At 28.3% G+C, this 13,069-nt stretch carries 17 protein-coding genes; 9 read left to right on the top strand and 8 right to left on the bottom strand.

Features of this window, described 5'->3' with window-relative positions:
- Positions 1–250 precede the first annotated feature (250 nt).
- Positions 251–1,129: a fructokinase ScrK gene (scrK, locus tag DY123_RS04325; RefSeq protein ID WP_140934432.1), complete on the bottom strand. Its 879-nt coding sequence runs from the start codon at positions 1,127–1,129 to the stop codon at positions 251–253.
- A 198-nt stretch (positions 1,130–1,327) separates the two neighbouring features.
- Here scrK and DY123_RS04320 point away from each other — a divergent pair, with 198 nt between their 5' ends.
- The 5 genes from DY123_RS04320 to DY123_RS04300 all read left to right on the top strand — a co-directional run bounded on the left by DY123_RS04320 (position 1,328) and on the right by DY123_RS04300 (position 4,547).
- Complete coding sequence (locus DY123_RS04320) at positions 1,328–1,711, top strand: fluoride efflux transporter FluC (RefSeq protein ID WP_140934431.1); 384 nt, start codon at positions 1,328–1,330, stop codon at positions 1,709–1,711.
- Positions 1,708–2,061, top strand: coding sequence for a fluoride efflux transporter FluC (locus DY123_RS04315; protein ID WP_140934430.1), 354 nt, complete (start codon positions 1,708–1,710; stop codon positions 2,059–2,061). Before DY123_RS04320 ends, DY123_RS04315 begins: the two co-directional genes overlap by 4 nt.
- Positions 2,062–2,176: 115 nt before the next feature.
- Positions 2,177–2,764, top strand: coding sequence for a TetR/AcrR family transcriptional regulator (locus DY123_RS04310; RefSeq protein WP_140934429.1), 588 nt, complete (start codon positions 2,177–2,179; stop codon positions 2,762–2,764).
- Positions 2,765–2,778: 14 nt separating this feature from the next.
- Positions 2,779–3,846 carry an ABC transporter permease gene (locus DY123_RS04305; RefSeq protein WP_140934428.1) on the top strand — a complete coding sequence of 356 codons (1,068 nt, stop codon included), beginning with the start codon at positions 2,779–2,781 and terminating at the stop codon, positions 3,844–3,846.
- A gap of 5 nt (positions 3,847–3,851) precedes the next feature.
- Positions 3,852–4,547 carry an ABC transporter ATP-binding protein gene (locus DY123_RS04300; RefSeq protein WP_140934427.1) on the top strand — a complete coding sequence of 232 codons (696 nt, stop codon included), beginning with the start codon at positions 3,852–3,854 and terminating at the stop codon, positions 4,545–4,547.
- A gap of 42 nt (positions 4,548–4,589) precedes the next feature.
- Here the strand turns inward: DY123_RS04300 and DY123_RS04295 are convergent, their stop codons facing one another.
- The gene (locus DY123_RS04295; RefSeq protein ID WP_181398786.1) at positions 4,590–4,967 is read right to left on the bottom strand and encodes a DUF2255 family protein; all 378 of its coding nucleotides are present in this window, start codon (positions 4,965–4,967) and stop codon (positions 4,590–4,592) included.
- A 238-nt stretch (positions 4,968–5,205) separates the two neighbouring features.
- Between DY123_RS04295 and DY123_RS04290 the strand changes: the two genes are divergently transcribed.
- Positions 5,206–5,778 carry a TetR/AcrR family transcriptional regulator gene (locus tag DY123_RS04290; RefSeq protein WP_140936215.1) on the top strand — a complete coding sequence of 191 codons (573 nt, stop codon included), beginning with the start codon at positions 5,206–5,208 and terminating at the stop codon, positions 5,776–5,778.
- A gap of 29 nt (positions 5,779–5,807) precedes the next feature.
- Complete coding sequence (locus tag DY123_RS04285; protein WP_140936214.1) at positions 5,808–6,938, top strand: NADH-dependent flavin oxidoreductase; 1,131 nt, start codon at positions 5,808–5,810, stop codon at positions 6,936–6,938.
- A 162-nt stretch (positions 6,939–7,100) separates the two neighbouring features.
- On the opposite strand, the gene DY123_RS04280 is transcribed toward DY123_RS04285, so the two are convergent.
- The 4 genes from DY123_RS04280 to DY123_RS04265 form a co-directional block, all read right to left on the bottom strand.
- Positions 7,101–7,655, bottom strand: a complete 555-nt coding sequence (locus DY123_RS04280; RefSeq protein WP_140936213.1) for a cysteine hydrolase family protein — start codon at positions 7,653–7,655, stop codon at positions 7,101–7,103.
- Between the two features lie 92 nt (positions 7,656–7,747).
- The gene (locus DY123_RS04275) at positions 7,748–9,058 is read right to left on the bottom strand and encodes an NCS2 family permease (RefSeq protein ID WP_140936212.1); all 1,311 of its coding nucleotides are present in this window, start codon (positions 9,056–9,058) and stop codon (positions 7,748–7,750) included.
- Positions 9,059–9,346: 288 nt separating this feature from the next.
- A complete protein-coding gene (locus DY123_RS04270) occupies positions 9,347–9,532 on the bottom strand; it encodes a hypothetical protein (protein ID WP_140936211.1) in 186 nt (61 codons plus the stop codon).
- Positions 9,533–9,542: 10 nt separating this feature from the next.
- Complete coding sequence (locus DY123_RS04265) at positions 9,543–9,932, bottom strand: VOC family protein (RefSeq protein WP_140934423.1); 390 nt, start codon at positions 9,930–9,932, stop codon at positions 9,543–9,545.
- 546 nt (positions 9,933–10,478) lie between these two features.
- Between DY123_RS04265 and DY123_RS04260 the strand changes: the two genes are divergently transcribed.
- Together DY123_RS04260 and DY123_RS04255 are read left to right on the top strand one after the other, a co-directional pair.
- On the top strand, positions 10,479–10,697 hold the full coding sequence (locus DY123_RS04260; RefSeq protein WP_140924762.1) for a hypothetical protein: 219 nt from the start codon (positions 10,479–10,481) through the stop codon (positions 10,695–10,697).
- A gap of 8 nt (positions 10,698–10,705) precedes the next feature.
- Entirely contained in the window at positions 10,706–10,951 is a 246-nt protein-coding gene (locus DY123_RS04255; RefSeq protein WP_140934421.1) for a hypothetical protein, read from the top strand.
- Positions 10,952–10,985: 34 nt separating this feature from the next.
- Here DY123_RS04255 and DY123_RS04250 read toward each other — a convergent pair whose 3' ends face one another.
- Positions 10,986–11,585, bottom strand: a complete 600-nt coding sequence (locus DY123_RS04250; protein WP_140924758.1) for an NADPH-dependent FMN reductase — start codon at positions 11,583–11,585, stop codon at positions 10,986–10,988.
- 2 nt (positions 11,586–11,587) lie between these two features.
- The gene (locus tag DY123_RS04245) at positions 11,588–13,024 is read right to left on the bottom strand and encodes an MFS transporter (RefSeq protein WP_181398784.1); all 1,437 of its coding nucleotides are present in this window, start codon (positions 13,022–13,024) and stop codon (positions 11,588–11,590) included.
- Positions 13,025–13,069 lie beyond the last annotated feature (45 nt).

Raw genomic sequence — 13,069 nt, 5'->3', positions numbered from 1 at the left:
TCATATTGAATTTCAAGTTTATTAATTTCTTGTGTAAAATGATTAATTAATCATTTCACAATCTTACAACTATTATGATAACTCATTTTTCAAAAAAAGAAAGCATTTTGTGGAAAATTTATTGAAAAATAATCGATAAAAAATAAGCACATCAAGTAAATCTTTGCTATGAAAGGGTTTACAAGTTGTGCTTATTTTTCAATTATTTTTATATTTTTTTAATTAATAATTATATTGTGCATAAATGCACTTAGTTTTTATTTATTAATGATGATGCTAATGCAAAATTACCATAAGTTGCTGAACCATTATCGTCAATTAATGGCATGATAATATAATCGTCTACATTATCAATTGTGATATATCCATTTAGTAGCTTTTCAAATTCTGCTCTTACTTTTTTAAGGAATGTTTCACTGACTACTCCGCCACCAAAAATGATTTTTTCTGGACGAAAAGTCAAAGTCATTTGAACAGCTGCTTGTGCTACATAGTAAGCCATGATATCCCAAACATGGTTATTTAATGGAACATCTTGACCTTTTTTACCCACCCTTTTTTCAAAAGTAGGGCCAGATACTAAGCCCTCTAAACAATCTTTATGATAAGGGCAAATACCTGCAAAATTAAGATCATCGGTATGACGCTTTAATTTTACATGGCCTAGTTCTGGATGTCCCATATCACCGATGAATTTACCATTAATGATGATTCCAGCACCAACCCCAGTTCCAATTGTATAGTAAACGATGGAATCTAAATCTTTACCATGTTTTTTAAAGTTAATATATTCACCATATACAGACCCATTAACATCAGTTGTCCAATATATAGGAATATTAAAAGCATCCTTCATAGTTCCTAAAAAGTTAACATTAGACCATCCTTCTTTAGGTGTATCAGTGATATATCCATATTTTGATGATTTTTTTCTAATTTCAATGGGACCAAAAGAGGCAATACTTAAAGCCACCAAATCTTTATATTTTTTAAAAAAGTTAATTGTTTTTTCAAATGTTTCTTCGGGCGTCGTTGTTTTGATCACTACACTATCAACAATTTGATAATCGTTATTACCAACGGCACAAACGAATTTAGTGCCGCCCGCCTCAATGCTGCCAAGTAGCATATTTGAGTACTCCTTATGTATTTTTTAATTATCTAATAATATTATTTTAATTATATTAATACCTACTTTAATAATAATAGTTATCGAAAGTACAAATGTCAAAAGAAAAATGTAAATTGGTATAGTATGAATTGAATAGTATTTCATGATATATTATGAAATATTACATATTGAATACGAAAGAAGTGCGATTTGGTTATGCGTAAAGTTATTTATATTTTTATTTTTGGCTTTGTTGGTGGTATTTTACGTGGTTATTTTACATTTATATCTGGGAATAATCATTTTATTGCCACCGCTATTATAAATATAGTTGGTTCTTTTTTATTAGCTTTGATGACAGGAATGTTGCCAAAAGTGATGAATTTGTCTGAATCTTTTATCAGCGGAATGAGTATGGGGTTAATTGGAGGTTTTACCACTTTTTCAACATTTTCATTTGATAGTATTAACTTATTAATAAACCATGAAATTGGTCTAGGTGTTTTATATATATTAGTAAGTTTAATAGGCGGATTAATCTTTGCTAATTTAGGAAATTCATTAGGAAACTTGATTATGTTTAGAGGTGAAGTCAGATGATAATAAATGTTTTGACAGTAGGGTTAGGAGCCGCAATTGGCTCTGTGTTAAGATTTTTAGCAACTACTTTCTTTAAAACTTTTTTTAAAAATATATCTTTTCCAATAGGGACACTATTTATTAATGTTTCAGGATCATTCTTATTAGGATTAGTTAATGGACAGCTGCCTAAAATAAACTTTTGGATAACCTTTTTTATTGCGATTATTGGTGGCTACACAACTTTTTCTACATATATGAATGAAATCGTTCAGATGAAGATGAAAAATAAAATGATGGCTATGATTTATTATTTTATAACTGCTTTGTTTGGGATAATTGCTGCTTTAATAGGATATGTGATCTTTTAGATTAGGTAATTTAATACCTAATCTTTTTTTAAAACAATGTTGACACGGTGTCATCATGAATGTAAAATATAAAACATAAATTAAGTGACACTGTGTCACAATGGGAGATGGAAACATGGCTACTAAAACTTTTGAGAATTTAAATAAAGAAAAAAAGGACCAAATTTTTAACTCGTTGTTGAATGAATTTTCAGAATATAGATTGTCTGAAGCTCAAGTTGCAAGAATTATAAAAAATTGTGGTATTGCCAGGGGTTCATTTTATAAATATTTTAATGATATTAATGATAGTTATGATTATGTTTTAGATGTAGTTTTGCATGAAGTACATTTTGATGTTTTTGAACGAATCAAAAAAGAAAAGAATAATACTTTAAATGCATTTTATGAATCAACAATTGATTTTATAAATAAGATTGATAATTCTAAATATAGAAATTTCTACAAATTATATGTTGAGTACAATCAATATAGTCTAAAGCAAAGCAACTATAACTATCATAAATTAAGTAAAGACAATTTAATTTTATTAGTTGATGGTCAAAAGATAAGTGATTTTAATAAGATAATATCTGTTTATAAGTTTGTCACAATGGCTGCACATGCAACTATTAAATCTATATTGATGAATGAAGACAAAAATCAAGAATTATCTGATTTTAAATTATATTTAAATGTAATTAAAAAGGGCTTAATTGATTAAGGAGTTGTTCAAACATGTTCTTATCTATTAAAGAAATGAAGAAAAATAAATTAAGATATGGATTAATCGGATTAGTAATTATCTTAATTGCATACTTAATTTTTGTATTAACAGCTTTAGCTAATGGTTTAAGTAGTTCTAATCGCCAAGCAATTGATACTTGGAATGCTAGTAATATTGTTTTAAATGCGGATGCTAATGGATCATTGAATCAATCTACTTTAACCAATAAACAAGCCAATTCAACTAAAGCTGGTAAAAATCAAGCACGAATTACTCAATTATCAGCAAACGTTCAAAATCTTAAAAAGGGCGATAAAACGGGTGCACAAATTTTAGGTATTAACAAGAAACAATATATCTACGATGATTTAAACATTGTACAAGGACGTAAATTTAAAAATGCTAAAGAAGTGGTAGTTGACCAAAGTTTGATTAACGAAAATCATTATCATCTAGGACAACTAATTACTATGGGTAATAATTCACCCAAATTTAAAATTGTTGGTGTTACTAAAAATGCTAAGTTAAATGTTGCTCCAGTAATTTATGGAGCTGAAAATGATATCCAAGCATTTAAATTTGGCAATAATAAAGTTAAAAATATTAGTGCAATCGTAACCAAAAATAATGTTTCCAATTTATCAAACGGTACTCAGGTATTATCAATAAATGATTTTATTCAAAAATTACCTGGATATAGTGCTCAAAACAATACTTTTACCTTTATGATTATTTTCTTACTATTAATTACATTATTCATTATTGCAATTTTCTTATATGTATTAACAATGCAAAAGATTCCATTCTTTGCAGTGATGAAAATCCAAGGAATTGCAAATAGTTATCTAATTAAAAACATTGTTAGCCAAGCAGTTATTTTGTCTGTCATTGGTGTAGCAATTAGTGGACTACTAACACTTATTACTGCAGTCTTAATGCCAGCAGCAGTTCCAATGACATTTAATACTTTATTAATTTCAGGAACTGCATTACTTCTAGTATTAATGGCAATTATTGGCGCTATTATTCCAATGCGTACAGTAACCAAAATTGATCCAGCAACCGTGATTGGAGGTTAATTAAAATGAAAATGATTGAACTAAACAACATTAATAAAATTTATGGAACTAAATTAAGCAAGACAACTGCTTTATCTGATATTAACTTTAGTGCTGATCAAGGTGAAATGATTACAGTAACTGGGCCTTCTGGATCAGGAAAGAGCACTTTTATCAAAATTTTGGGCGGCATCTTATCACCAACATCAGGTGAAGTGAAGATTAATGGTCAAGATTATGAAGCATTATCTAAAAAAGAACAAAGTAATTTTAGATTAAATAATATCAGTTTTGTGCTCCAATCATATAATTTACTTCCATACCTTAAAGTTAAAGATCAATTTGAATTGGCCAATCGTGTAAAAGACCATAATAATATTACTGAATCTTCATTTAAGCAACTTATTAATGAATTAGGATTGAAGGATTTATTAAATCACTATCCTGATGAATTATCTGGTGGACAACAACAAAGAGTTGCAATCGCTCGTGCAATTTATACTAATCCCAAAATTATTTTGGCAGATGAACCTACTGCTGCCTTGGATGGTAAAAGGGCAATTGAAGTTATGAAACAATTTAGAAATTTAGCGCATGAACAAAATAAATTAATTATTTTGATCACACATGATGATCGATTAATCAAATATGCTGATAAAAATTATCAAATTGTTGATGGAAAAGGTACATTTATTAGCACTGAGGAAAAAAGTTTAGTTTAAAAACAAAAGCCTTGCAAAATAATTTTTGCAAGGCTTTTAATATTATTTAGGTTCAATTTCCACAGTTGCAGAAATTGGTCCAGCTTCTAACATTGGAGGACAGTAAGAACTATTACCATATTTATTTTGATATGCTTTATTAATTTGTTCATCTAAATCTTTATTACCAGAGGCATCATTAAATGAAACCTCGTATTCATGACCATTTAATTTAATTTTGCCAGCATGTTGTTTCGTTGCTGATTGATACCAACGTGAATTTTGGCCATTATATGCTCTGACATATAATTTATCATTATTTACAACTGACCAAATCCAAGTAGGAGTTCCATATGTTTTACCATCATCATAAAATGGTGAAACATGCATATCATCAGCTGTAGCAAATCCTTTGAGTTGTTCTTTACTCCATTGCGCCATAATAAAATAACCTCTTTTCTTTAACATAAGTACATTTAAACATCTAAAGCATACTATAAGTCAAATAATTAGTCGCTTAATTTTAATTTATAAACAATCATTTGACTTTAATCGAATGATCGTTTATTATAGACGTGAATTAAGCGATAAACATTTCATTTAACACAATTATATATATATATATATTTAATTATTATTTTCATTGATTATAATCGAATGATCGTTTATAATCCAACACATGAGATATAAAGATAAGAACAAATTAAAACGTATTTTTAAAGCAACATTAGATTTAGTTAATCAACAGGGTTTATCTGAGACTTCAGTTTCTAAAATTGCAAACAGAGCAAGTACATCATCATCTACAATTTATGTATATTTTGAAAATAAAGAAGATTTATTAATTAAACTCTATACAAATGTGAAAAAGGAAATGATGCGAGAAATATATGATGGTGTGGATAATTATAATTCATTTAAAAAACAATATGAGAATTCATTATTAAAATTTATTCAGTATATTTCAGAAAATCCAAGTATTTTTTTGTTTATTGAACAATTCAATAATTCACCAGTAAGTAAGAAAATACCTAAAAATGATTTAAAAGAAATATTACAACAACATTATGATTTTTATAAAAAAGGTAAAGACAAGGAGATATTAAAAAATATCGATATTGAATTATTAATTATATTTACACACTATCCTGCAATGCAATTTGTGAAAGAAGTTTTAGCAGGAGAAAAGGAATTAAATGATAATAATATATATAATATAATTACTATGAGTTGGAATGCAGTAAAAGCTTAATTTCTTTAAAAAGAAAGAAGGACTTTTCTATGTATGAAAATTTAAAAAAAACATTTGAACCTATTAATTTAAACAATGGCGATACTATTAAAAATAGAATTGTTATGGCCCCGATGACAACTTGGTCTAGTAATGATGATCATACTGTTTCCGATGAAGAAGTGGCTTATTATGAAAGAAGATCTAAAGGAGAAGGAATAGTAATTACAGGTTGTACACCAGTGTCCCCAAATAGTTTAGGCTTTACAAATGAGTTTGAAGCTTCTGATGACAAATTTCTGCCTAGCTTAAAAAAGTTAGCTGTTGCTTCTAAAAGTGGTGGAGCAAAATCTATTTTACAAATTTTTCATGCTGGTAACAAAACACTTCCACAACTTGTTGATAAAGAGAAGATAGTTAGTGCTAGTGCTGTTCCTACTAAAGCAACTTCTTTTGTTGATTCCTTAACACCTCATGAATTATCTGAATCAGAAATTTTAGTTATCATAAAAGATTTTGGAAAAACAACTAAAAGAGCTATAAAAGCAGGATTTGATGGAGTTGAAATACATGGTGCTCATGGTTTCTTAATTCAAAACTTTTTATCACCATACTATAATCGTAGAAATGATAAATGGGGAGGATCTTTAGAAAATCGTATGCGTTTTGCATTAAGTGTTATTGATGAAGTTAAATCAGTAATTGATAAGTATGCGGAAAAACCATTTATTTTAGGGTATCGTTTTTCTCCTGAAGAATCTATAGATGGCGGATTAAGAATTGAAGATACCTATGTGTTACTTGATAAATTAATTGATAGAAATGTAGATTATGTTCATGCTTCGTTAGCAGATGTATTATCTTCAACCCCAGTTGATAATAAAAATGAAACGTATCTTAGTTTATTTGTTAAACATATAAACCATAGAATCCCATTTATGGCAGCTGGTTCTTTATCAACCCCTGATAAAGTTGAAAAGGCATTAAGACAAGGTTTAGATTTAGCAGCTATAGGCCATGGACTTATTATTAATCCAGATTGGGTTCATGATATAGAGTCAGGTAGTTCTAATAAAATTAGGGAATCATTGAGTGTTTCAGATATAGATGATTTAAAATTACCAGAAAAGCTTTGGAATACAATTCAAAATTCTGGAGATTGGTTTAATATTGTAGATTAAGTGACAGTTTAATATATAAATAGGGCACTCTCAAATTATATTATTTTTAAATAATATAATTTGAGAGTGCTTTTTATATTTCTATAGGAATAAGTATTCATATAAAATTAAGGTAGGAGATGAATTGTTTCAATTTAAATTTCACGATAATTTGATAAGATTCTATTTTTCTATTTTAGCACCTAAACAGTTTTTAAAATGGTTTAAAGCAAATTTTTGTCCATCATCATTAGTTGCTGCAACGCCGCTTTCATGAATGACTACATTGTAATTTAAATTGTAAGCATCAATTGCAGTATGAAGTACACAAATGTCAGTACATACTCCAACCAAGTGTAATGTTTTAATATTTCTTTCACGTAATCTTAAGTCTAAATCAGTTCCGGCAAAGGCACTGTATCTAGTTTTATTGTACATATAAACCTGATTATTACTTTTATTTTGATCATACCAAGTTTGAAGTTTGCCATAAAATTTTCTTCCCCAAGTATTAGCTAAGTTATGTGGAGGGAATAATTTTGTTTCAGGATGATAAGGGTCATTTTTATGATGTAAATCAGTTGGTAAAATGACCCAATTATTATTTTTAACAAATTGGTCTGCTAAATTAACAATACTATTTTCCAGTAATTGACCAGGTTTGCCAACAGTTAAAGCACCCTTATCAGCGACAAAATCATTTGTATAGTCGATTATTAATAATGCTTCTTTATCCATAATATATGCCTCCTTAATAAACTGTGTTTATTATAAATGTTTATACTAAAAAAGACTTTCTATTTGCTTAAACAGAAAATCTTTTAATATTGTTATTCACTTAATAACCAGAAGAAGATAATGAAAATAACAGCTAATGAATACATAAATGCATTAACTTCTTTACCACGTTTAGCGGCAATCATAGCTAGGGGATAAGTAATAAATCCTAAAGCAATTCCATCTGAGATACTGTATGAAAGAGGCATTCCTAACACAATCAAAAATGAAGGTGCAGCCAATTCGAATTTTTCCCAATGGATATCTTTTAGTGAACTAGCCATTAATACACCAATAATGATTAATGCAGGCGCAGTAACTTGATCAGTAATGACACCTAATAATGGGGAGAAGAAAGTTCCTAAGATAAATAGAATTCCAGTAATAATAACGGTAAAACCAGAACGACCACCGACTGCAATTCCAGCAGATGATTCAACGAAAGCCCCCATAGGAGAAGTTCCTAATAATGAACCACCTAACATAGTAGTGGAATCAGCAGCTAGGGCGCGACCAATTCTTGGAATTTTGTTATCTTTAATAAAACCAGCTTGTTGTGCTAATCCAACTAAAGTTCCGGCAGTATCGAAGAATGATACTAGTAAGAAAGTAAAGACAACAATCCATAATTTCACGGTATTAATATCACCAATATGTGAAACTCCAGCTAAGAATACTGGTTTGATACTTGGGATGCTTGAAACGATTTGATCAGGCATTGCGATTAATCCAGTAACCATTCCTAAAATCGCAGTGGCCACCATCCCGATAAAAATGGCTCCTGGCACTCTAGCACTCATTAAAACAATTACTAAAATTAAACCAAAGATGGTAAGCCAAGTTGTTCCAGTGTGGAATGAACCTAAAGTAACAAGGGTACTTTTATCAGCAACAATCATGCCACCTTGATTCAAACCCAAAAAAGCAATGAATAAACCAATTCCACCGGCAATCGCACTTTTTAAATCGGTAGGAATAGAATCAATAATTTTTTCTCTTAATTTAAATGCGGTTAAAATAATGAAAATAACAGCGGCAATAAAAGTACCAGCTAAAGCAGTTGGCCATGGCACTTTCATGCCGACACAGACTGAATATGCAAAGAATGCATTCATTCCTAAACTAGTCGACAGTGCAATGGGATAATTAGCGATAATTCCCATCAAGAAACAACCAAGTGCAGTTGCTAAAGCAGTTGATGTAAAGACAGCTCCTTTATCCATTCCTGCTGCACCTAAAACATTAGGGTTTAGGAATATGATATATACCATTGAAACAAAAGTGGTAATTCCAGCTAATGTTTCTCTTTTATAATTGGTTCCTAATTCGTCAAATTTAAAAAATTTAGCTATTTGACTAACCATTATGTAATCTCTCCCTTTATAGTTCGTGTTTTTGTTATAACAACTATTAATTTTAGCACATTTTTATAATTTGTCTACAATTTACGAACTATATATGAATAGATGTAAAAAATAGCATACAATTTGTATGCTATTTAATCAATTATTTTTATAATGGTAGTCGTTTTACATTGAAGTTTATTGAAAAATTTTTGTTGTCGTCAATAACATTAAATATATCAAATTTAGCGCCTAAAGCTCCTAAATAACTTATAAATTTTTCAATATCAGGAAAGTTATCTTTGTTATCTAATATAAAATCTTTAGGGTCTTTAAATGAAAAAGAAATATACTCGTCATTGCTTTCATCAATGTATAAGGAATCTTATCCTTATTGAAATAAAAATATACGGCTTTAACTTGTTCAGCCAAATCATTTATTTTTACCTTAGTAACTGATTCTAATGTTTCGATATCTGGAAGGATATTGTTCATATTTTTGCTCCTAATTATAATTGGATATTTCTACTAGATTTTTATCAGGATCTCTTAGATAAATTGATGTGATTTTACCTAGAGCACCATGCTTATCTTCGGGACCTTCAATAATCTGAATATGTTTATCATTTAATTCTTTAATAACTTCTTTAATAGGAGTTTTAGTTATTAAGCAAAAATCTTCTGAACCAGGAGTTGGAATTTTCGCTTTTGGATCAAATTCGTTATCTGTTTCGTGTAAATTTATTTTCATGTTACCAAATTGTAAAGCATATCTTTTATCATTTCCTGTTTGAAATGATATTTCTTTCATATTTAAAACATTTACATAAAATTCCAAACTTTTTTCAATACTTTTTACAGTTAATACAATATGATCTATTGAGTCAATGTTCATATTTATTCCTCCTCCATACATATGCTAGTATATTATTTGTATATATTAAAATAATTTAACTTTAAAAGGAACATATTATATGAATACAGTTAACTTTAAAGATTACTCATTTTATTATAATAAATTAAATGCAAAATATATTATGGATAATAATAGTCTTGTGTTTTTCAAAAAAGATAATGATAAAGAAGTAATGATTCATTTTAGTTTTAAAGATAATCAACTTGTGATTAGGCCTAGATATGGGGTGACTTTTCAAAGACTTAATAAACATATTTATAAAATAATTTCGAACAGCTAAGGGAGTATATGATGTCCAATTTTTATAATTTAGGTGATGTGTATGTATATTATGATGCAAACATGATCCCAAGCATTAGGGATGAACGAAATAATTGTTTAATTTTTTTAGATACTGATTACGAAGAAGTTATATTAAAAATCCAATTAGTAGGTCAAAATTTGGTTTTTAAATCAACTGAGTCAGTAAACATTATTAGGCAAGTAGATGGTAACTATAAAATAATTAATACTGAGGAATAATACATGAAAATAGTAACTTTAGGTAATTTTCAATTTGAATATGATCCACAAAATATTTATTGTTTTGCGGATAATCACAATCAAAGAATTGCTTTTATCACACCAAGAGAAATTAATGTAGTTATCGATATTGTAGACGGTAATTTAACTTTTCATCCAGATAGAGCAGTGGATATTATTGAATTAGATACTCACAAGTATCGTGTGGTTTCATATTATTAGGAGTAGTAATGAAAAAATTATTAATTGATAAATATACATTCTATTATGAAAAGACAATGATTTATTTTTACGATCAAAGATATCATAATTTACTCTTTATTAAGAGAATTAATGATGATTCAGCAAAGATTAACGAATATGATGATCCACAAATAATTATCAATTTTGCTGATGATGGGATTGAATTTCATCCTAACTGGAACATAAAAATAAAAAATATTAGTAAGTTTGAATATGTATTAACACCTGAGTAAAAAAGACTTGATAAAAATCATCAAGTCTTTTTTACTATTCTTCAAATTTATTGTTTTTAAATAAATTACTATAAAAGCTTATTTTTTTAATACTTTGATTTAATTTATTCTCATAGAAATCTTTTGAAGGGGCATCTGCTAAGAAATTACCATCTTCGTCAAAGTTTTTTTGAATATTGCCAATGGCGACATTTTGAGGAATTACAAATGCATTTAGTCTAGTTAAAACAGCATTTAATTCCAAGCCACCAAATTGTCCACCACGGCCATTGTTAGCATAAGTCATGGTTAAGACTGCTTTATTAGAAATTTGGTTAGATAAATAATCAATCGCATTCTTAATTACAGCAGGGAAGGAATGATTATATTCTGGAGTTAAGAAAATATATCCATCTGCTGACTCCATATCATCGACCCATTGTTGTTGTTTTGCAGGTAAATGACGATTTTTATTACCCATTGGGGGTAGGGCTTCATAGAAAAATGGTAATTCATATTGACCAATTTCAATGAAATTCAATTCTGCATCAATTTGTGATTCATACTTTGTTTTATTATTTTTTAAATATTTAAATAAATTTTTACCTAGTGAAGCTTTTCGAGAACTTCCTAAAATAATGTTAATTTTTGTCATAATTATTCCTCCGCTTTTTTAATTTTTATAAAATGAAATATAGAAATTATTAATGATATGAGTATTAAAATACTACCCAAAATGTATACAAACTTTTGTCCTGATATATATAATAATTTGTGTGTTCCATTAAAATTATTTACTTGCGTATTTGATATTTTACTCATTGCAATAAATAATAATGAAGTCGCCAGAGTATTTCCTAAAACCATTCCAATATTTCTAGAAAGTGAATTCATACTACCAGCAATGCCTAATTCACTTTTATTAATTGAACCCATAATCATCGAGTTATTAGGTGATTGAAAAATTGAATTCCCTAATCCTAATATACCAATTGATAATACGTAAAATTCGATGTTTGTATCAAGATTACTAAAAGCTAAGAACATTTGAGCAATCAAAATAATCGCTAGACCAATGATTGTTAATTTTATTTCTCCAAATTTATCGGATAATTTTCCAGTTATTGGGGATGTAATAATTTGAACGATTGGTAAAACCATCATAATTGCTCCAGAAATACCAGCACTTAAATTTCTAGCATTTTCTAAATAAAAGGGTGTTAACACCATATAAAAATTATTAGTTATAAATATAATAATTGCTGTGATTATTCCAACTGAAAAATCTTTGTTTTTAAATATATTCATGTCCACCAAAGGGCTTTTACATTTTCTTTCTAATGAAATGAAAGCAATTAACATGATTATTGATAAAATAATGATTATTAATAGGATTATGTTTGTATATCCCAATTGTTGCCCTGAATATATATAAATAAATATTCCCAAAATCGAAAGCATAGATAAAATTATACCTGATTTATCAGTATCTATATTATTCTTATTTTGTTTATTTGGTAATATATTCATTCCCATTATTATCATAATTATACCAATAGGAACATTTATCCAAAAAATATACTCCCATGATAAGTATTGGAGAATCATGCCACCGATACCTGGACCTGCAATCATACCTAATGCAACGAATGAACCAATCCAACCTAAAGCTTGGCCACGTTCGTTATCTGGAAAAACTTCGGTTATAATTCCATTATTGGTACTCATGGTCATAGCAGCTCCTATACCCTGAATAATTCTTGAAGTTATTAAAAACGCTATATTGACACTTATTCCACATAGCAATGATCCAATTACAAAAAGTATAACTCCTGCGTTGAATATTTTGTTTTTACCTATTTTATCGCTTAATTTTCCAAATGGTAATAGTGCAATGCAAATAATTATTAAATAAGAAGAAACTATTAGTTCTGCGACACTCATGTTGATTGATAATGATTTACTAATTACTGGTAAAGCAATATTAACAACACTTGCATCTAAATCGGTCATGAATGTGACAATACCAATACATATTAATATTAACCATCTTTTTTTACTCGTAATACCACTTCTTTTGCAATATTTATTCACGTGAATATAAAATGATTATAACACTTTATATGTTATAATCAACAT

Source organism: Apilactobacillus micheneri (assembly GCF_006493595.1).
Lineage (GTDB): Bacteria > Bacillota > Bacilli > Lactobacillales > Lactobacillaceae > Apilactobacillus > Apilactobacillus micheneri.
Note: the sequence above shows the minus strand (reverse complement) of the source record. Positions and strands in the feature narration are given on the sequence as shown.